General features: G+C 63.6%; 19 protein-coding genes. 11 read left to right on the top strand and 8 right to left on the bottom strand.

Going from position 1 to position 18,644, the window contains the following annotated elements; translation table 11 throughout:
• Window positions 1-4: 4 nt before the first annotated feature.
• The gene (locus CP557_RS02385) at window positions 5-1,072 is read right to left on the bottom strand and encodes an mRNA surveillance protein pelota (RefSeq protein ID WP_097378431.1); all 1,068 of its coding nucleotides are present in this window, start codon (window positions 1,070-1,072) and stop codon (window positions 5-7) included.
• Between the two features lie 210 nt (window positions 1,073-1,282).
• Between CP557_RS02385 and CP557_RS02380 the strand changes: the two genes are divergently transcribed.
• Together CP557_RS02380 and CP557_RS02375 are read left to right on the top strand one after the other, a co-directional pair.
• A complete protein-coding gene (locus CP557_RS02380; protein ID WP_097378430.1) occupies window positions 1,283-1,702 on the top strand; it encodes a DUF4870 domain-containing protein in 420 nt (139 codons plus the stop codon).
• Between the two features lie 243 nt (window positions 1,703-1,945).
• A complete protein-coding gene (locus tag CP557_RS02375; protein ID WP_211290165.1) occupies window positions 1,946-2,563 on the top strand; it encodes a hypothetical protein in 618 nt (205 codons plus the stop codon).
• Between the two features lie 102 nt (window positions 2,564-2,665).
• Here CP557_RS02375 and CP557_RS02370 read toward each other — a convergent pair whose 3' ends face one another.
• Entirely contained in the window at window positions 2,666-2,959 is a 294-nt protein-coding gene (locus tag CP557_RS02370) for a hypothetical protein (RefSeq protein ID WP_097378429.1), read from the bottom strand.
• A 154-nt stretch (window positions 2,960-3,113) separates the two neighbouring features.
• Window positions 3,114-5,270 carry a ribosome rescue protein RqcH gene (rqcH, locus tag CP557_RS02365; protein ID WP_097378428.1) on the bottom strand — a complete coding sequence of 719 codons (2,157 nt, stop codon included), beginning with the start codon at window positions 5,268-5,270 and terminating at the stop codon, window positions 3,114-3,116.
• A 254-nt stretch (window positions 5,271-5,524) separates the two neighbouring features.
• On the opposite strand from rqcH, the gene CP557_RS02360 reads away from it, so the two are divergent.
• Window positions 5,525-6,169 (top strand): hypothetical protein, encoded by a 645-nt coding sequence (locus tag CP557_RS02360; protein WP_097378427.1) that lies wholly within the window; start codon window positions 5,525-5,527, stop codon window positions 6,167-6,169.
• An 86-nt stretch (window positions 6,170-6,255) separates the two neighbouring features.
• The gene (locus CP557_RS02355) at window positions 6,256-6,609 is read left to right on the top strand and encodes a hypothetical protein (protein WP_245852868.1); all 354 of its coding nucleotides are present in this window, start codon (window positions 6,256-6,258) and stop codon (window positions 6,607-6,609) included.
• A 580-nt stretch (window positions 6,610-7,189) separates the two neighbouring features.
• Here the strand turns inward: CP557_RS02355 and CP557_RS02350 are convergent.
• On the bottom strand, window positions 7,190-8,851 hold the full coding sequence (locus tag CP557_RS02350; protein WP_097378426.1) for a tRNA uridine(34) 5-carboxymethylaminomethyl modification radical SAM/GNAT enzyme Elp3: 1,662 nt from the start codon (window positions 8,849-8,851) through the stop codon (window positions 7,190-7,192).
• A gap of 173 nt (window positions 8,852-9,024) precedes the next feature.
• On the opposite strand from CP557_RS02350, the gene mbhE reads away from it, so the two are divergent.
• Genes mbhE through mnhG form a run of 7 tightly spaced genes read left to right on the top strand, consistent with a single transcriptional unit; the run spans window position 9,025 to window position 15,254 of the window.
• Window positions 9,025-11,538 (top strand): hydrogen gas-evolving membrane-bound hydrogenase subunit E, encoded by a 2,514-nt coding sequence (gene mbhE / locus CP557_RS02345; protein WP_097378425.1) that lies wholly within the window; start codon window positions 9,025-9,027, stop codon window positions 11,536-11,538.
• Window positions 11,535-11,999: an MnhB domain-containing protein gene (locus CP557_RS02340; RefSeq protein WP_097378424.1), complete on the top strand. Its 465-nt coding sequence runs from the start codon at window positions 11,535-11,537 to the stop codon at window positions 11,997-11,999. Before mbhE ends, CP557_RS02340 begins: the two co-directional genes overlap by 4 nt.
• Window positions 11,996-12,349 (top strand): sodium:proton antiporter, encoded by a 354-nt coding sequence (locus CP557_RS02335; protein WP_097378423.1) that lies wholly within the window; start codon window positions 11,996-11,998, stop codon window positions 12,347-12,349. Before CP557_RS02340 ends, CP557_RS02335 begins: the two co-directional genes overlap by 4 nt.
• Before the next feature lie 11 nt (window positions 12,350-12,360).
• Complete coding sequence (locus CP557_RS02330) at window positions 12,361-14,010, top strand: complex I subunit 5 family protein (protein ID WP_211290230.1); 1,650 nt, start codon at window positions 12,361-12,363, stop codon at window positions 14,008-14,010.
• Window positions 14,010-14,615, top strand: a complete 606-nt coding sequence (locus CP557_RS02325; protein WP_097378421.1) for a Na+/H+ antiporter subunit E — start codon at window positions 14,010-14,012, stop codon at window positions 14,613-14,615. Before CP557_RS02330 ends, CP557_RS02325 begins: the two co-directional genes overlap by 1 nt.
• Window positions 14,608-14,898 carry a monovalent cation/H+ antiporter complex subunit F gene (locus CP557_RS02320; protein WP_097378420.1) on the top strand — a complete coding sequence of 97 codons (291 nt, stop codon included), beginning with the start codon at window positions 14,608-14,610 and terminating at the stop codon, window positions 14,896-14,898. Before CP557_RS02325 ends, CP557_RS02320 begins: the two co-directional genes overlap by 8 nt.
• Window positions 14,895-15,254, top strand: coding sequence for a monovalent cation/H(+) antiporter subunit G (gene mnhG / locus CP557_RS02315; RefSeq protein ID WP_097378419.1), 360 nt, complete (start codon window positions 14,895-14,897; stop codon window positions 15,252-15,254). Before CP557_RS02320 ends, mnhG begins: the two co-directional genes overlap by 4 nt.
• Window positions 15,255-15,684: 430 nt before the next feature.
• On the opposite strand, the gene CP557_RS02310 is transcribed toward mnhG, so the two are convergent.
• From CP557_RS02310 to CP557_RS02295, 4 genes are all read right to left on the bottom strand, one after another.
• Complete coding sequence (locus CP557_RS02310; protein ID WP_097378418.1) at window positions 15,685-16,206, bottom strand: type IV pilin; 522 nt, start codon at window positions 16,204-16,206, stop codon at window positions 15,685-15,687.
• A gap of 20 nt (window positions 16,207-16,226) precedes the next feature.
• The gene (locus CP557_RS02305; protein WP_097378417.1) at window positions 16,227-16,673 is read right to left on the bottom strand and encodes a type IV pilin; all 447 of its coding nucleotides are present in this window, start codon (window positions 16,671-16,673) and stop codon (window positions 16,227-16,229) included.
• Between the two features lie 340 nt (window positions 16,674-17,013).
• A complete protein-coding gene (locus CP557_RS23450) occupies window positions 17,014-17,244 on the bottom strand; it encodes a DUF7563 family protein (RefSeq protein ID WP_394340606.1) in 231 nt (76 codons plus the stop codon).
• A gap of 196 nt (window positions 17,245-17,440) precedes the next feature.
• A complete protein-coding gene (locus CP557_RS02295; RefSeq protein ID WP_097378415.1) occupies window positions 17,441-18,625 on the bottom strand; it encodes a tyrosine-type recombinase/integrase in 1,185 nt (394 codons plus the stop codon).
• Between the last annotated feature and the right edge of the window lie 19 nt (window positions 18,626-18,644).

The following is an 18,644-nucleotide window of genomic DNA, read 5'->3' as shown; positions in this document are numbered from 1 at the left end:
CGGCTCACTCGAGTCGATACCGCAACAGCGCCGCGATCCCGCCGAGATTCGAAAGCTGCTGTCCGGGCGGGAACTCGCTCGAGAAGACGGTCACGTCGCCACCTTTCTGCTCGGTCGTGCGGACGATTTCGTCGACGCTGATCGCCCACTCGCCGTCCGGACCGCGTTCACGCTGTAATCGATCGTCGAGCACGAGCAGGCGCTCGATCGCGCCGAACTCCGCGGCCTTTTTAACCTGTTCGGGACCGTACGCCGCCTTGGCGCCGTCCGCGATGCGCCGCGTGAGTTCGTCGATGTACTCGGCCTCGCTTTCGATCCGGGTCTCCTCTTGGACGTCCGCGACTGCGCCGCGTTTGAGCACCTCGTGGACACCCCGGTCGCCGACGGCCGCCGTGTCGACCATCGTGATCAGATCGGCCACCTCGGGCTCGTTGTCTTCGAGGTACTTGTAGGCGTCTTGCTTCGTGAAGCCGGGCCCGGCGAGGATGATCGCGTCGACCTCGAGGCGCGTGAGGACCGTCGCGAGCTCTTCGAACAACTCCGAGCGCCCGCGGGCGTACTCGCCCTTGCCGGTCGTGCCGGTGATCGTCGCTCGTTCTTCGGTACCGTACTGGGCGACGGTGTGAACGTGGGCCTGTCCTTCTTCGACCGTAGCGATCGCGACGTCGGGATTCTCGGTTGCTTCCTCGGCCTCCTCGAGGCGGGCCACCTGATCGGGCTTGAATCGCTTTTCGATCGAAATCTCGTCGCGCGCTTCGACGTTGAGCGTGTGGTGAAAGTCGAGTTGGTCCTCGCGCGAGCAGGCGACGATTTCGCCGCCGACCCGCAGCCGGTTGGCGAACTTGTGGAACTCGATCGTCTCGACGGCGATGGCGACCCACATGTGTTCGCGCTCCCCGCCCGTGTCCCGCATCTGGTCGTCGTTGCGCTGGATCCGTCGAGTCGTATCGCCCGCGACGCGATCGCCGGGCTCGAGGACGTACTGCAGGTGCCAGAGGTCGTCGACGCTCTCGGGGACGACGGTGACCCGCTCGCGGCCGCCCTCGACCTGCTCCCGGTCTTTGATCTGCATGGACGTTCGTTTGCAGGGTGGCGGTAAGTGGACTGCGATCCGATCGACGGTCGCTCGTGCTCGGGGTCGCGGTCAACCGATTGGTAACCCCTTCGCGGACAGTGATCCGAGATCCGCATACGTTTGATTTTACGACGGTAAACGGTATTTTTATGTAAGGCCTATCCAATACAGGGAAGTACTCATCCCGGTCTATGGGGTGGATCACCGATGTCAACGAGAAACGAATCAGCAACCGGAACGACAGCAGCCGCATCGTCAGCAACCAGCCTCGGTCCCGACGGGAACGTACTGGGTGCGATCGCGTACCTGTTCTCGCCGCTGACGGGGATCCTCATTTATCTCCTCGAGGACGAAAACGAGTTCGCCCGCTTCCACGCTGCCCAGAGCATCGTCTTCGGGGTCGCCTCGACTGCGATATACATCGCGCTCAACGTCTTCACGACGGTCGTGGCGATGCTCGTCGGCGACGTGCTGGGGTTCCTGATCGGGATCCTCTCGTTCCTCTCGCAGATGGGGATCGGGTTCGCCCTCTTGCTCATCTGGCTTTACCTCTTGATCATGGCGTTCCAGGGGAACCGGACGAGTTTCCCCGTTATCGGTCCGATCGCTGAAAACAACTTGCTCTAACCCGACCGGGTCCTGTAATCGGCGGGAACCGATCGAAATCGTCGGGTCCGCGTGGTTCCGACGACAGCACGGCGTGTGTACCCCCGCCGAAGTCGCGACTCGTGGCCGAACTGAGCGACGCTTCGCGCTCGAGCAGCCGGCTACCCGATCGAATCCGTCCGTCGAAGCCGACAGTCGTGATAGTTGTAAACAATTGACATACGTAGGGACCAACGCTATCCTCGTCGCCCCCCTCTGCTAGGCATGAACATGGGACACCTCGCACAACTCGAAGACTTCGGCACTCGGTCGCTCGTGACCCACGCGATCATGGCGGTGACGTTTACCGGCGCGATCGTGTCGGGACTGTTCGTCGACGGCCAGATCGGACTCGTCTCGTTCGTCGCGTTCCTCAACTTCACGGCGGGCGTCTGGGTCGCACAATCGACGCACTCGCTCGGGAACGCCCGGACCGACGATTCCTACAATGGGATCCTCACCGTCCTGTCCGATACGACCGGTGAGAAGACCTATCGCGGCCTCGATACCGGTCGACTCGCGCGACTACTCGGATTGATCGCAGCCGTCACGGCAGTCTCGTTGCTGGTTTCCGGACAGGTCCTCTCGGGGACCGTGGCCTCGATCGGTGCCGTCGCGATCGGCGTCATCGCGCTCGTGACCGCGATGGTCGGGTTCCTGATCGCCATGGGGTCGTCGTACGACGCCGCGGAGCGCCGCGTGACTCGCAACGTCGAACGCGACAGTGAGGGCGGCAGGCCCGACCGGTCCAGTCACCCGACGGCCGAGTACGACGAGGGGTCCGACATCCGCATCTCGATTCCGGAGATGCACGCCGACGACACGACCGCCGAACGTCGATAGCACCACGTTGGCCACAGCGCTACTCGAGTGTGGTCGTCCCGCTCGAGCCGTCCGACTCGAGGCCACCCCTCCTGCCTCCCGTCTCCACGAATACCCCGAGCCTCACTCGCGGAGGTCCTCGAGTTTCGCCTTCGCCTTCTCGAGGCCGGATTCGAACGTTTCGGTGACCTCCTCGACGGACCGTTCGACGAAGTGGACGCGTGCTTTGGGAACGCGGCGAACGACGTCGTTACCGTCCTCGTCGGTCCCGTACGCGAACAGCCAGTGGTCCTGGAAGTAAGCGATCCGGTCGTTGTCGACGGTGACGCGTTCGACGTCTTCTCCCGGCAGCTCGTACACGATCGTGGCGGTGCCCAGCTCCGGCTCCGTCTCGGTGTCGGCATCAATCTCGACCATACGAGCGCGTCCACGAGCCGCCGTGTAATCGCGGCCCCGGCAGATGCAGCCTCCCCTCGAGCAGCGAGCCGACGACTCCGCCGATGGCGGCCAGCGATCGCGCCGCGGTCGTCAGCCGGAGCGGGACGAGAGTCAGCCCGGACAGGAGGCCGTCTCAGTCGTCCGTGATCCGGCTGCCGCCCGGTGGCATGAAGTGCTGGATCCGGTCGGGGCTCGCGATCTTTCGGACGAACGACTCGTCGGCGAACCGCTCGCGGAAGCGTCGATAGAGACGCTTCGCCGCGTCGGCCTGAGCGTATCGGCCGGGCTCGAGTTCGATCGTCGTCTCCGCTTGCGTCTCGATCGCCGACGGCGGACCGCCGATCACGCGCGTGTAGGGCTCACACTGGATGCCGACCGCGACGCCGACCGGCGTATCGCGGTAGTACGTCCGGTCACCCCGGATCGCGAACCCGCCTTTCTCGAGGTACTCGCCGCTCTCGGGGGTCTTCGAGACCTGATCGGAGTCGACGGCATAGACGTCGCCCGCGTAGCGACCGTCTTTCCAGACCGACGAGTAGGAAACGGCAAACTGGGCTGCCTCCTCGATGCTCGAGTCGGGCAGTTCGATATCGCTCGAGGAGGCCTCGCTCGGGTCCGTCGCTTTCAACACGGTAACGGGACCGCCGTGGGCCTGCGTGTGGAGCACCACGTCGCCCGGCTCGAGGTACTTCTTGACGAGTTCCTCGTTCTGGTCGGCGTTGCGGCCGCCGATCACGAGGAAGCCGTCGCTGGTGTGGAACCAACGGAACCGATCGAACCAGGGCTCGTTGTCGCGGATCGGGATGGACGGCGCTGCGAGCCAGTCGCGTTCGTCGTCGTCCTCCCCCTCGGACTCGTCCTCGTCCGCACCGTCGCTCTCGTCGGCCTCCCACTCCTCGCGGCGGCGCTTTGCCTCCTCGAGGTCCTCGCGAGTGTTTTCGATGGCCGCCAGCGCACCCTCTTTTTTCTCCTCGACGCGCTTTGCCTCGGTGTAGAGTCGGTCCGCGTTCTGTTCGACGCCCTGCTGGGCGTCGAGGTCGATCCGCTCACCGTCGATTCCGACGGTGACGGTGCCGTCGCTGCCGTCGACGTCGACGACCGCTTCCGCCGCGTCGATACCCTGCTTGGCACCCTCCTCGAACCGGTCCCTGATCTCGTCCCAGGAGCGGTCCTGTTCGCGGGCCCCCTGAATCGTCGAGAGGATGTCGTCGACCAACCCGTACTCGGCGTAGAGCAGTTCAGCCTGTTCGCGCAGCGAATCGGCCTCCTGCTCGAACCCCTCGATCGCGCCCTGCTGTTGCTCGATGATCCGCTCGTGTTTGGCGATCTCCGACTCGAAGTCCGGACGCTGATCGGTCGGATCCGGCTCCTCCTCCTCGGCGAGTTCGAGCCTGAAGAAGTAGTCGTCCAGCGCGGAGAGAAACGAGTCGTAGGCCTCGCCGTCGAGGTCGTCGTGTTCCTCGAGCGGGAACGGCGTCACGTCGACGGCCTGCCCATCGCTTCCGCCGTCATCGCCCTCTTCGGAGTCGCCCTCGTCGTCGCGCTCGACGTAGAGTCGCGGGTCGAAGTTCCCGTTTCGGATGTCGAGTGCCAGTCGCTCGATGGTCTCGTAGAGTCGGTCGTAGACGTCCTCGTCGGCGTCGTCGATGTCCAGCCCCTTCTCGATGCCGGCACGGGTACAGACCTCCTCCGCGTAGAGCCCGCCGAAATTCAGCTGGGTCGCGAGCGTTCGGACCACGTCCGTATCGGAGTCGTCCATCTCGTGGTCGAAGGCCTCCCGGGAGACCGTCAGCGGGTTCGTCCGGGTGTCGGGGAACTCGTAGCGCGAGCCCGGAACGACGGTACGGGACTTCAGGCGCACGGTCTCGAGACAGTCGATCACCTCGTACTCGCCGTCGGTGACCGCGACGTTCCCCTGGCCGAACAGTTCGACGATGATCCGCGTCGTCCCGTCGTCGCGCTCGAAGACGAACTCGAGGATGCGGTCGAACTCGTACTGCTCGACGCCGGCGAAGTCGGCACCCGACAATCGATTTCGGAGCATCATCGCGAACTGCGGCGGCCGCCCGGGGGCGTCGGGCACCCGCTCGGCGGCGACCGTATGGGCCCGCTTGACCTCGCCGACCTCGAGGATCAGTTCCATGCGGCCCCGATCGAAGTCCCGCATCTTGAGCCGGACGAGGTCGTCGCCGTAGAGGTAGGCCTTGTCGACCTTCGCCCCCTCGTAGGTACCGAGTTCCCCGACGAGGGCCGCGAGGTCGACGCTGGTGAGTTCCCGCTTTGAATCCATACCTCACACTGCCCGGCCCGGTCAAAAAGACGTGTCGCTCCGACACCAGCGCCCGAACCGACCGGATCCCGGCGGCCGTGACTCGACGCCCGACTCGCGGGGTACCGCCTCGAGGTCGGAAAGCCTAATCCGCGCCACCACCCAGTAAGACCTATGGACGAGGCTACCGGGAACCCCACGGCCGATGTGGGCAGGCCGCTGTCGTGTGTCGGGGACCAGTGTCGATCACACACCGCCTGCGGAGGGCACGAAGTATGAGCGCGAACGACGAGCAACCCTGGACGGACGTCTCTCGATTTCCCGACTTCCTCGAGCACCTCGAGCAGCAGGGCGGCGCGACGGTCCGCGGGATCGTCGATCGGATCGACGCGGGGATCGATATGGACGGCGTCGTCTATCACGACCGCGGGATCCGATCGCCGGGCTACGACGCCACCTTCGTCCCCGAACCGGAGGGTGATCGACTGCGGCCCGCGTTCAGCGTCGAGCTCCACACCGTCGGCCCGCGCAGCGTCTGGGCGGTGTTCGACGCGACGCTCTCCTGGGACTTCTACCTCCTCCAGGCCGAGGGCATCGCGGCGATCGCCTGGGTGAGCGACGAGGAGTACAACGCCGAGGAAGCCGGACTGTTCCTGTCGAAACACGACGCGCTCGCCGCAGGGCGGTTCTCGTTTGGCACCTTCATCTACGCCGACGAGGACTGGCAGGAACAACTCGAACTCATCGAGGGCACCGACACCCCGGCGTTCCTCCAGCGCGACGACGGCAGTATGCTCGTCCCGACCAGCCAGTCGGACTTCTACAACGTCGTCAACTCGACGCCCGAGGAGTTCCGCACGAACGGCGGCGGTGCACCGCCCCACCTCGGCCTGCTTGAACTCGAGGTCACGATCGACTGACGCTCTCGCCGGTCGTGACCCGGACGTCGACGACTTCGTTCCACAGCCATCCGAAAGGATATACTATCAGCGCCCGAATGTGTTCTATGCTCTCACGAGAGAACCGCGTTCTCGCTATCGCGGCTGTTCTCTTCGTTGCGGGACTGAGTATCGGGCTGATCCTCGAGATTGAGCACGTCCTCTTCGGCGTGCTCGTCGTCGTCGTGATCCCGATTCTCGGACCACAACTGTACCTCGCGGTGACCGACGGCGATGGCGAGTACGCGCCGCGAACTCGCATTCGAACCGCAGCGCTGGTCAGCCTCGCCTTGCTCCTGTCGTTTCTCGCTGTCGCCGACGGTACCGACCGAACGATCCTCGGCCTCCTCGCCGGCGGAGTGGCGCTTGGCTACCTCTGTTACGAGGGCGGGATCGGCTATCGGAGGGCGCGCGAGGCGTGACCGCTTCGCCGAGGACGGCGAGGCGTCCCGTCCCGCGGTTGGGCTGTGTGCTGGTTTGTACCCCGGTCGGCACGACAGGACGACCGGCGTTTACGAACGCACCGCCCTCGGACGGCCCAGCACCACCTTCCGACTTCCGAGGATGGAGTAACCGACTGGCTTCTCTCGCAGACGGTCGTCGACGGCGGCCGTCACACCGTGGACGCACCGCTCTGGCTACCCGAGAGCGCATGAGAGAACGAAACTGACGGGATGGCGACGACACAGAAAGGTCCGGGGACGAGCGCGCCGAGATGGCCGCACCAGGAATCGAACGATGAGTGGCGTTCGACGCACTCGATCGGACGGTGATGTGGTGTGGCGTTGTCGGAGTGGGGGGGTTTGACAACGGTGCCGACCACTGTCGGCAGCGGATAATTGTGGGATTACCCGAATAAATTTTTCGATTATAATCCAGATCTACACCGTCGCCAATAAATACGACATCGGAGTCAGACACCGCCCAAGCGGGCGCTGCGATCCGGACGACACGATCCACGAGCCCGACTTACAGGCGGTTGCTGACGTACGGACCGTCCACTCACACTCGTTTGCTGACGTACGGACCGTCCTGATGGTAGCCGAGCTTGTTCCGGTAGTACTCTCGAGCACCGATGCCGGAAATGACGCTTACCTTGTCGTATCCGGCGTCGGCGGCGAGCGTCTCGGCGTGGTCCATCAACCGACGGCCGTAGCCCTGGTGTTGGTGCTGGTCTGTCGCGCCGTCGTCACCCATTGCGACTTCCGAGCCGTAGACGTGCAGTTCCCGGACCAGCGCTGCGTTCTCGAGTTCCGGGCGGACGGGATCGTTCGGGAACCGGAGCCGGCAAAAGCCCACGAGGAGGTCCTTGTCGAAGTCCTCGACGGAAATGAAGTGCTCGGTGCCGCCACAGGCCTCGTAGCGGGTTACGTCGAGTTCGACGGTTTCGGGCTCCTCGTCGTGCATTCCGGCCTCGCGACAGCGGATACACTCACACGTCCAGCCGTGTTCGTCCATGCGCTTGCGCGCGAGCTGGCGGAGGTTCGACTTCCAGACGCCCGCGTCGATGAAGTCCGCCGGGATGTCCCGCTGGACGCGCTGGAGCCGAGTGTACCGGGGGATCATGTCCTTGATCTCCGCGATCAGGTCGGCGGCCTCGTCGTTCGAGAGGGGATCGTACTCGTCTCTGTGCCACCAGTCGTAGGTCGCAGTGCCCCGCACCACGAGCGTCGGGTAGATCTTCAGGTAGTCGGGCTTCCACTGTTCTTCCTCGAAGAGTCGCCGGAAGTCCTCCAGACACATTTCCTTCGACATCCCGGGCTGGCCCGGCATCATGTGGAACCCGACCTTGAACGCCGAGTCGCGCAGCCGCTGATTGGCGTCGATCGACGCCTGAGCGCCGTGGCCGCGGTGCATTTCCCTGTTGATTCGCTCGTAGGTCGTCTGGACGCCGACCTCGACTTTCGTCCCGCCAAGCTCGAGCATCCGATCGATCTGTTCGGGATCACACCAGTCGGGCTTCGTCTCGAAGGTCGTCCCGATGTTGCGGATGTCCGCCGTCTCGTTTTCCGCGATGACGTCCTCGAGGTACTGCCACTCGTACTCCTCGGGATCCTCGGCGAAGCTAACCCCCTGGGCCGGCTCGGGTTCCTTGTCGACGTCGTAGTCGTTCATCGCCTCGAGGGCGCGCTTGACGAACCACTCCTGATAGTCGTGGCTGCGGGCGGTCATCGTCCCGCCCATCAGGATGAGCTCGACCTTGTCGACGGGGTGACCGATCTGGCGCAACTGCTCCAGGCGCAGGGTCACCTGCCCGTAGGGGTCGTACTCGTTCTGGACGCCGCGAGCGGCGGCGGGCTCCTCGCCCGTGTAGCTCTGCGAAGAGGAAAACTCCGAATCGGGACCGCCCGGACAGTAGAGACACTTCCCGTGGGGACAGCGCTCGGGCGAGGTCATGATCGCGACCGGCGAGACGCCCGACGCCGTCCGAACCGGTTTGCGCTGGAGCACGGTCTCGAGATCCTCGCGGTGCTCCTCGGGCGCGTAATCCAGCAGCTCGGAGTTTTTCGGCACCTTGGGCGCCGAGTGTTCCGAACAGGCCTCGAGTTTGGCTTTCTCGACCTCGTCGCGCTCGACCTCGCCGGCGAGGATCCGCTCGACGAGCGTCTCACAGACCCGTTCGAACGCTTCGGTTTCGGTCGGTTCTGGCGTCTCAGTACTCACTACACGTGAATGGTCCCCGTTCGCGAATAAGCGTGTCGGAGTCGTCAGTCGCGAACCGGCCCCGCCGATTCGAACCCGATCGTCCCCCGCTCGTGTCGATCGATTCCGATCATCGTTCGGCTATCCGAAAGGTAACCGTTTAAGGCCGGTCTTCCCCTACCCCGGCGTATCGAATGTCTCCCGACCTGGCGATCGTCATCGCCGCGGTCGCGCTGCCGTTCGTCGCGACAGCGCTCACGCCGCTTTTCGTCCGCGTTCTCGGGGAGCGGACCGGATACGCGGGCACCGTCGTCGCACTGGCATCGTTCGGACTCCTCGGAACCCAGTACGGCCAGGAGGGAACCGTCGCCCTCGAGTGGATCCCCGCGCTGAATATCGCGCTTCGGTTCTCCGTGGACGGCTGGGCGCTGTTGTTCGCGTTGCTCGCCTGCGGTATCGGAGCGCTCATCTTCACGTACTCGCCCGCCTATATGCACGGACAGTCGGGGCTCACCAGATACTACGCCGCGTTGCTCGCCTTTATGGGATCGATCGTCGGCGTCGCACTCGCCGCCGATCTGATCGCGATCTTTCTGTTCTGGGAACTCACGAGCCTCTGTTCGTTCGTCCTGATCGGCTACTACACCGCTGACGACTCCTCGCAGTACGCCGCCCGGATGGCGATGTTCATCACCGTCGGCGGCGGCCTCTTCTTGTTGGTCGGCTTCCTCCTGCTGTCGCTCGTCGCCGTCGACGTCGTCGATTCCGGGTCGGCGGTCGCAGTGTTCGACCTCGCGGCGATGCTCGAGAACCCCGACGCGATGCAGGAGGCCCTTCGCGAGCGGGGACTGTTCCTTCCGGTACTCGGATTGTTCGCCATCGGCGCGGGAACCAAGTCCGCACAGGTCCCGCTGCACTTCTGGCTCCCCAACGCGATGGCAGCCCCGACGCCCGTGTCGGCGTTTCTCCACTCCGCGACGATGGTCAAAGTCGGCGTCTACTTCATCGGCCGCGTTCGGCCGATGCTCGTCGGACCCGAGTGGCTCGTCCTCTTTGCGACGCTCGGCCTGACGACGATGACCGTCTGTGCGATCATGGCCGTCGCGTCGACGGACATCAAGGAACTGCTGGCCTACTCGACGGCGAGCCATCTCGGCCTGATGGTCGCCGGATTCGGCTTTACGTCCGTGTACGGCGCTGAAACCGGCGTCTTCCACCTTCTCAACCACGCCCTGTTCAAGGCCGCACTGTTCCTCGTCGCCGGCATCGTCGCCCACGAGGCGGGCACGCGAGAGATCGCGAAACTCGGCGGCCTTCGCCACGACCTCCCGGTCACGGCGGCGATCACGACTATCGTTGCACTCAGCATGGCGGGTCTTCCGCCGTTCAACGGCTTTTACTCGAAGGAACTGCTCTTCGAGGCCGCCGTCGAGGCGAGTCACTACCACGATATCGGGGTGCTGGGCTGGCTCTATCCCGCCGTCGCCGTCTTCGGGAGCATCTTCACCGTCCTCTACTCGCTGCGATTCCTCTCGCTGTTCTTCGGCGACCGGCCCGAGGGGCTCGGCCACGTCCATCGCCCACCCGTAACCCTGCTCGTCCCGCCGGCCGTGTTGGCGCTGCTGGCCGCACTCGTCAGCGTCGACCCCGACATCGCCGTCGACGTCATCGTCCAGTCCGGCCTCGAGGCGACGGCCGTCGATCCCCACGAGATGCACGTCGGGCTCCCGACATCGTATTCGACGCCGGTTGGGATGAGCGCGGTGACCATCGGCGTCGGGTTCCTCGCGTATCCAGCCTACGGCCGCATCCACGACGGCGTCCGAACGCTCGTCGGAGGGATACCACCCATTCGGGCGAACTGGTGGTACGATACTATCGTCGAGGGGCTCACCGACGAGGGACGGGCGTTCGCCGAGACGGTCCACAACGGACTCCTGCGGACGTACGCGACGTGGACGTTGGCGGCGACCTGTACGCTCGCACTCGCCGGCTTCGTCGCGGCGGGCGCCATTTCGCCCGTCGCCTTCGGGATCGAGGTGACGCTGCCGATCGCGCTCGTGTTGCTCGTCGCGGTGATCGGTGGCGTTGCCGTCGCCCTCTCGGACTCGCACATCGCGGGCGTCCTCACGCTCTCGATCCTCGGCTTTATGATCGCCATCTTCTACATCCTCGCGAGCGCGCCCGATCTGGCCTTGACCCAGCTCGTCGTCGAGACGCTCGTGCTCGTGCTCTTCCTGCTCGTCATCGAGGAGATCCCCGAATCCGAAGAGATCGAATTGGGGGCGGTCGCCCGTGACGCCGTCCTCTCGGTTGCAGTCGGCGTGACCGCGTTCGTCACGGTGCTGGTCACGACCGCCGCCAGGCCAGACGGGTCGACCGACATCGCACGCTACTACGCCGCGAAGGCCGTTCCGGAGGGCGGCGGCACCAACATCGTCAACGTCACCCTCGTCGACTTCCGCGGGTTCGACACGCTCGGCGAACTCGCGGTGATCGCGGTCGCCTCGATCTCGATCCTGACGCTGATCGTCATGCGCGGGCGCGGCGACGACGACTCGAGGACCGCCGGGACCGACGTCCCGCCCGCCGGCGGCTCGAGCACGGGTGGACCGACCGCCGGCGAGACGGACGGCGGTTCGTCTACCGACGACGGGCCCGCCGGAACCCGATCCGACGGCGGTCCGACCGGGGGTGAGGACGAATGACGACGGTCATCATGCGCACGACCGCTCGAGCGATCGTCCCGATCATCCTGGTCGTTGCGATTTCGCTGTTCTTCGAGGGCCACAACCTGCCCGGCGGCGGCTTCATCGGCGGCGTGCTCACGACGACGGCGTTCGCGATCGTGTACATGGCGTTCGGGCTGGACTTCCTCGAGCGGGGCGTCCTCGGCCGGGACGTCGATCCCGGCAAGGGACCCTCGCGGGACCGCGTCGTCGTGGCCTACCGCCGGCTGTTCGCCTACGGGTTCGCGATCGCGGTCGCCAGCGGCCTCGCGCCGCTGCTGTTCGGCCGGCCGTTCCTCACGCAGACCTACGAGACCCTCGAGGGGATCCCGATCTACGACCACCTCGAGGTCGCGAGCGCGCTCGCGTTCGACTTCGGGGTCTACTGCGTGGTCGTCGGTGGCCTCCTCACGATCCTCTCGGTGGTGGGAGCCGAATGACCGGCGTCGTGCTCGCGGCGACGGTCGGTGCACTGTTCGCCCTCGGGACCTTCCTGCTCCTGCGTCGGGATCTGATCCGGGTCGTCTGGGGGCTGGCGATCATCAGCCAGGCCGCGAACGTCTACCTGCTGGCGATGGCCGGAATCGCACCGGCGACCGCCGACTCGGTGCCGATCCTCGCCGGTCACGGCGAGAGCGTTCCGGAGACCGCCGACCCGCTGGTCCAGGCACTGGTGTTGACCGCGATCGTCATCGGCTTCGGCATGACCGCGTTCGCGCTCGTGCTGTCGTATCGCGTCTACGAGGAACACGATACGTTAGACGTCACGGAACTCGGTGATCGTGAATGATGATGACGACGATGACGACGATGCCAGTCGGGACCGAATCGCAGCTCGTGATCGCGCCGATGCTGATCGTCCTGGCCGCGGCCGTCGGCTCGCTCCTGCTGGGCCGACACCCACGGACTCGAGCGGCCGTGAGCCTCGCCGCCGGCGCCGCCTACGCGGTCGCGGTGGCAGCTATCGACTGGTATATCGTTCTCGCGCCGGACGCGCCGGGAATCGCGACCTACCAGGTCGGCGACTGGCCGGCCCCCCTCGGCATCACGCTGGTCGCCGACGGCCTCTCGGCGTTCATGCTAACCATGGTGGCCGTGCTGGGAGTCGCATCGCTGGTCTTTTCGACCAGACATCTCCCCGGCGGAGAGGGGCGCAGTTACTACTTCCCGCTCTTTCACTTCCTCGCGCTGGGCGTGACCGGGGCCTTCCTCACCGGCGACCTGTTCAACCTCTTCGTCTGGTTCGAGGTCATGCTGATGGCCAGTTACGTCTTCGTCGCCTACAGCGGCGGCCCCCAGCACACCAGGGCCGCGTTCTGGTACGTCACGCTCAACCTACTTGCCAGCGCCGTGTTCCTGCTCGGCGTCGGCGGGATCTACGCGACGACCGGAACGCTCAACATGGCCGATCTCGCCCAACGGCTCGCCGAGCCGGCGGCCTACGGCCTCGAGCCCGTCCCCGTCGTCGGCCTCCTCGGACTGCTCCTCTCGGTGTTCGCGATCAAAGCCGGCCTCGTCCCCTTCCAGTTCTGGATCCCGACCGCCTACCGGGCCGCACCGCCACAGATAACGGCGCTGCTGGCCGGCGCGACGAAGAAAGTCGGCATCTACGCCATCATCCGGCTCTCCTTTACCGTCTTCGCCGGCGCGGAGGTCGCCGTCGACCTGCAGCTGCCGGTCCTGAACGCGGCGATCGCGGGGGAGTCCCCGCTCCCGTTCGTCGGCACGGCGCTGTTCCTCATGGCCGCCGCCAGCATCCTCGTGGGCGGGATCGGAGCCGTCGGCCGCGACTCCATGGAGGGCGTCTTCGCGTACTCGAGCATCGGGCAGGTCGGGTTCATCGCGATCCCGGTCGCGATCGCGGCGACGACGATCGATCCGACGCTGCGCCAGTTCGCCATCGTCGCGGCGCTGGTCTACGCGCTCAACCACACGCTGGCGAAGGGACTGCTCTTCCTCGCAGTCGGGACGGTCAGAGCCGCCACGGGGACGAGTCGCTTTGACGATCTCGGCGGGATGGCGAAGCGGTCGCCCCCGCTGGCGATCGCCGTGTTCGTCGGCTCGCTCGCGCTCGTCGGGATCCCGCCGCTGTCGGGCTTTTTCGGCAAGTTCCTCGTCTTCGACGCCGCGGCTCGAGCGAGGGCCGGTCCCGTGATCGTCCTCTTGCTCGTCGGCTCCCTGTTGACGATCGCCTACACGACCCGGCTGTGGAATCAGAGCTTCTGGGGGGCCGAGACTGACGCCGTCGAGACGGCGACCGTCGATTCCGTACAGGTGATCGTCCTCGCGGTCCTCGCGGCGGCCATCGTCACGGTCGGCGTCGGCTTCGATCCAGTCTACGAGTTCGCCGAAACTGCCGCCGAAGCCGCGCTCGATACCGAGGGATACGTCGACGCCGTCGATCCCACGGACCCGAGCGAACTGGTACCCTCGAGTGGAGGTGAACACTGATGCGAGTTCGAACCTGGCCGGTCATTGGCATCGTCTTCGCCGTCCTGTGGGTGTTCGTCCGCGGGTTCCCCCTCACACCCATCTCGCTCGTCCGGGGGCTCCTGGCGGGACTGCTCGTCGGGCTGCCGGTCGCCTTCGTTTTCCGGCGGCTGTACGGCAAACACGTCGATCTCGGGCGGGGCGTTCGCGTGCTTCCCTACGCCGGACGCTACCTCGGCGCGTTTACCTGGGAACTGCTGCGGGCGAACCTCGACGTCGCCTACCGCGTCCTCTCGCCGGGCATGCCGATCGAGCCCGAAGTGATCCTGGTGCCGCTCCGGGTCGAGTCCGACATCGCGATCACCGTCATCGCGAACAGCATCACGATCACGCCCGGCACGGTGACGCTGGACTACGACGACGAGACCAACGCCCTGTATGTCCACGGCGTCAACGGCCGCAATCCCGAGGCCATCGCCGAACCGATCCGAACCTGGGAGGACTACGCCCTCGAACTCTTCGACGAAGGCGCCTCTCCATCGGATCCGGCACCCGAAATCGTCGTCTCGGGTGGCGAAAGAGACAGGCGACGGGATCGCCAAGGTGGAGGTGTCGACGATGACTGACGCCGATCCCGCCGTCCTCGAGACAGCGATCCGGGCCGCGCTGGTCCTCGTCAGCGGGCTCTGTGTCCTGTGTGGGTATCGCGTGATTCGCGGGCCGACGAACCCGGACCGTGTGGTCGCACTGGACACCATCGCGACGAACGTCGTCGCGATCGCGGTCCTGTTCGCGCTGCTGACCGATCGCGGCCTCTTTATCACCGTGAGCCTCGTGCTCACTATTATCGGATTTATAGCGACGGTCGCCGTCGCCAAGTTCGTCACCGACGGCGAGGTGATCGAATGATCCACGCGATCGTCGTCATCGCGTTGCTCGTCGTCGGCACGTTCTTCCTGACCGTCGGGACGATCGGCCTGCTTCGTCTGCCAAACGTCTACAACCGAATGCACGCCACGAGCAAGCCCACGACGCTCGGGACTGCCGCGATCTTCCTGGCCGGATTCGTCCACTTCGGCCCCGGCGAGGAAGGGCTGACCGCGCTCATCGGAATCGCCTTCCTCTTCCTGACCGTTCCGACCGGTTCACACATGATCGCCCGTGCCGCCGAACGGATCGGGATCCCCTTCCTCGGAAGCGTCACCTGGCCCGATCCCGACGCAGTCGAGCGCCCCGAGCGATCGAACGACGCGAACGATGACTGAGACCGACGGCCGACACGAAATCGGGCTGCTCGAGGATCGTCACGTTTTCGGTGCAGAACTCGAGAAACGGGTCGATCGGCAGTATTTAGTTCAGTGAGACGACATGTTGGTCGGCTTCGTCCAAGACGATAACCGTCGGCCCGTCGACGGCTCGCTCGATCGCGGCGGCCAGGTCATCCGTCGGCACGGACCGACGTGAGATGGTCGGTCTCAACATCACGTTGCGTGACCACCTCCCGATCGGGCCGGATGTCGGTTTGGAGAACTTCACAATTAGTAGTCATATCTGACTGTTCGGTTGACCGGGCTATAATTTCGGAGGGGACGGATTCCGACTGTTCCGAAAGCGGCTAAGAGACTCGGTAGACTGAATAGATCTCTATTCGGTATCTGAGCACTCGCCGAAAAATGTGAAAAGCGAACTACAGTATTAGCTGTAGTCGAAGTCGAAGTCTTCACTTGCGACTTGTGTCTGCGTATCGTCCTCTTCGATGACAGCAATAGCGGTTACTGTCCCGCTAATTTCTGTGTCAGAAGCACCGGAACTAGCGGCAGCAAAGTGCACATCGGCACCCTCGCTACCATCTCCAATTGTAACTGTGTCCCCAACTTTCAACTCTTTTAGATCGTCAACTTGATCGCTTGCTGAATCACCTGTATCTGGATGGGTGTCTAAATTACTTTCAGTAGCAGCACCCGACAGGTTCACATGATCGGAGTTTCCAAGTGACGTGATCTCGACCTGCACTTCTTGTGCCTTGTCGTCGACTTCTATCGACACACCAGCCTGTGCTTCCTGACCCACACTCCCGCCAAGGTCAAGTACGAAGGCTGCAATAACAGCAGCGAGAATGACCGTAATCGCAACCATCAGTATCACTCCGATAACGGGTGAGACTGCACGTTGTCGGTCGTCCCCAATCAGACGACTTCTATATTTTTTAAAGTCCATATATTTATTCCGATATGATCTTAGCTGAAGTCCCACTCTTCGCTGCCAACCTGTGTTTCTGTCTCGCTCTCGTTGATGACAGCAACAGCAGACATTTGGCCAGTTTCAGCGATATCGCCACTACCACCATTATACGCATAGGTGACAGCATCGCCGACTTTCATATATTCTGCAGAACTCGGTGCACCGGAACCAGTATTCCAATCACTCGACGTGAGGTTCACGTGATCTGAGTTCCCAAGAGATGTGACTTCCACTTGCACTTCATTAGCAGCACTGTCGACTTCCATCGACACACCGGCCTGAGCTTCCTGCCCGACACTCCCGCCGAGGTCGAGCACGAATGCAGCGATCACAGCAGCCAAAATCACTGTAATCGCAACCATCAGTATCACTCCAATCACTGGCGATACTGCTCGTTCGTCGTTTCCACCAATCAGCTTCGCGCGATATTCTTTCAAATCCATGTGTTCTCACACACCGGTGCGTGAACGGTGAGAAAGCTTATCAGCGTCCTCGTCAAACCGAGGACTGCGGACAGGGGGTTAGGAATCCACCACGTCCCCGCTTTCTCGACCACACCTTACCGATGCTAACAGAGTCGCGATACCGGACATATATAAACATACCTGATAGTCAGGATTCGTTCTCGGAACAAAGGCTTTCAGAAATGATAAACAGCGCCCCCTGGAAGCACTACAGCACCCTCTTGAAGCCGTCCCGTCGAGCGATTTCACCACCATCTCTCAAAGCCGGACGAATTTGATCGTTCAACTCCGTTCTCTCCTTCTGCGTGATACCGACCCACTAGTCGCAGAGCGTGCGCTCGCATGCACCTACAATCCCCGTATACCGACCCCGCCGACACGGTCGAGGGAGACCGTCGCGTGCTGGTCTACGCGAGCCGGCATCACCACAGCGGTCGGTCAGATCGTCGTCACCGAAGACACGGCGGAACCGATCGGTGACGTGATCCCCACAGTGTTCGCACCTCGAGTTGTCGACTGACGGCCAGGGCACGACCGCCACGCCAACCACCACCATGCGGTCTGTCGACTACGTCGTAATATACGAAACCGAGAATTGGATTTTCGGCCGTCTCGAGGGTACGAGCCGCTAGGAGTTGAACACGTAGATAATTTCGAGTGGGACCGCCGAGGTTCTCTCGGCAAGCCGACCATACACATTGTGCTGTACTGCGTTGCGTTCGATTGATTTCTTATCTGTTTGATTATCATTCTGAACCCCTTCCGTTGTCGAGTTTTTCGAGATGCTTCCGTCTCCCAGCACCGCGGACCAACTTCTCGGGCTGGTCGTAGACGCTTCTGATAAGTTCCTCGCCAGCGTTGGCCTTGTCCGAGAGATCGGAGATCGGCCAGCCCTGGTCGCGGTGCCATGTGATCGACCCGGTCCGGAGCTTGTGGGGACTTCTCGAACTCGGACACTTCGAACCGTGACCGTGCTCGCGAGCCTCGCACGTCTCTGGGTCCCTATCATGCGGACACTCACCGCCGAACTCACAGGGCTGCGTGTAGATGTAGATCCAGTTCCGCATCGAGGACTTCGAGAGCCGACCATCGCCCTTTCGCGATGTCAGCAGCGGCTTCCGACCATGCTCGTCGGTCCGGTCAGGGCGGTTGACATCGATGTAGTCCTGGATCGTTTCGCCCACCCAGTCAGCGACGTTGACCACTCGCTCACCGAGATCGCCGTTCTTCAGTCGTGTTCCCGTCTCGGGCCGATTCCGAGGGAAGATGAACGGGAGCGCTGCTCCCTCGAGAATCTCGTCAACGACATCAGCTGAGAATCCACCTTCCCTTAGGTACACGCGCAAGCGATCACGATCATCGTCGTCCAGGTAGACATCCTCGAGGTCGAGCGCGTAGATCGTCCCAATCCGCGCGGTGGTCCGCCAAAGCAGGAGGAACAACACGTGCTCGCGCGAGGCGTACTGGAACCGCCCCATCTTCTCGAGGATCGTCTGGGCACGCTCGGCGACCAGCTTCTCCGTGTTGACGCGATCCTCTTTCGTCAAATCCGGAACGTCCAACGCCACGACGACGTCCTCGCTGACCGCCTCAATATCTTCACAGTAATTCAAGAACTGCTTGAGCGTCCCAAACTGGTTGTTGATCGTCTGCTTTTGGAGTCCTTCCGCGCGGCGCTCGGCTTCGAATTCCTTGATCATTCTCGAGGAGAGTTCGTCGAGCGTCGTCACGTTCTCGTCGCAGAACTCGAGGAACGACTCGAGTCGGTACTCGTAGGTCTGCAACGTCGAGTCGGCGCGATCGAGTTGCTGCATCCAAAGGTCGAACGCCTCTCGAGGATCGGTCGGCTCGAGATCTTCCTCGTCATCGATCTGGTCGGACAGCCGCCCGATCTCGTCGACGAGATCGTCGATGCGATCGTCATCACTCATTGGACAATCCTCCAGAACC

This window comes from Natrinema ejinorense (assembly GCF_002494345.1).
In the GTDB taxonomy this organism is placed as follows: domain Archaea; phylum Halobacteriota; class Halobacteria; order Halobacteriales; family Natrialbaceae; genus Natrinema; species Natrinema longum.
This window is presented reverse-complemented; position numbering and strand designations above follow the sequence as displayed.

What these genes read in the sequence shown, in the direction of transcription:
- rqcH (WP_097378428.1), bottom strand. Translation starts at nt 5,270, where the DNA reads ATGGATTCAAAGCGGGAACTCACCAGCGTCGACCTCGCGGCCCTCGTC.
- CP557_RS02325 (WP_097378421.1), top strand. Translation starts at nt 14,010, where the DNA reads ATGCGAGTTCGAACCTGGCCGGTCATTGGCATCGTCTTCGCCGTCCTG.
- CP557_RS02370 (WP_097378429.1), bottom strand. Translation starts at nt 2,959, where the DNA reads ATGGTCGAGATTGATGCCGACACCGAGACGGAGCCGGAGCTGGGCACC.
- CP557_RS02335 (WP_097378423.1), top strand. Translation starts at nt 11,996, where the DNA reads ATGACCGGCGTCGTGCTCGCGGCGACGGTCGGTGCACTGTTCGCCCTC.
- CP557_RS02375 (WP_211290165.1), top strand. Translation starts at nt 1,946, where the DNA reads ATGAACATGGGACACCTCGCACAACTCGAAGACTTCGGCACTCGGTCG.
- CP557_RS02295 (WP_097378415.1), bottom strand. Translation starts at nt 18,625, where the DNA reads ATGAGTGATGACGATCGCATCGACGATCTCGTCGACGAGATCGGGCGG.
- CP557_RS02360 (WP_097378427.1), top strand. Translation starts at nt 5,525, where the DNA reads ATGAGCGCGAACGACGAGCAACCCTGGACGGACGTCTCTCGATTTCCC.
- CP557_RS02340 (WP_097378424.1), top strand. Translation starts at nt 11,535, where the DNA reads ATGACGACGGTCATCATGCGCACGACCGCTCGAGCGATCGTCCCGATC.
- CP557_RS02380 (WP_097378430.1), top strand. Translation starts at nt 1,283, where the DNA reads ATGTCAACGAGAAACGAATCAGCAACCGGAACGACAGCAGCCGCATCG.
- CP557_RS02385 (WP_097378431.1), bottom strand. Translation starts at nt 1,072, where the DNA reads ATGCAGATCAAAGACCGGGAGCAGGTCGAGGGCGGCCGCGAGCGGGTC.
- CP557_RS02355 (WP_245852868.1), top strand. Translation starts at nt 6,256, where the DNA reads ATGCTCTCACGAGAGAACCGCGTTCTCGCTATCGCGGCTGTTCTCTTC.
- CP557_RS02310 (WP_097378418.1), bottom strand. Translation starts at nt 16,206, where the DNA reads ATGGACTTTAAAAAATATAGAAGTCGTCTGATTGGGGACGACCGACAA.
- CP557_RS02305 (WP_097378417.1), bottom strand. Translation starts at nt 16,673, where the DNA reads ATGGATTTGAAAGAATATCGCGCGAAGCTGATTGGTGGAAACGACGAA.
- mbhE (WP_097378425.1), top strand. Translation starts at nt 9,025, where the DNA reads ATGTCTCCCGACCTGGCGATCGTCATCGCCGCGGTCGCGCTGCCGTTC.
- CP557_RS02320 (WP_097378420.1), top strand. Translation starts at nt 14,608, where the DNA reads ATGACTGACGCCGATCCCGCCGTCCTCGAGACAGCGATCCGGGCCGCG.
- CP557_RS02330 (WP_211290230.1), top strand. Translation starts at nt 12,361, where the DNA reads ATGACGACGATGCCAGTCGGGACCGAATCGCAGCTCGTGATCGCGCCG.
- mnhG (WP_097378419.1), top strand. Translation starts at nt 14,895, where the DNA reads ATGATCCACGCGATCGTCGTCATCGCGTTGCTCGTCGTCGGCACGTTC.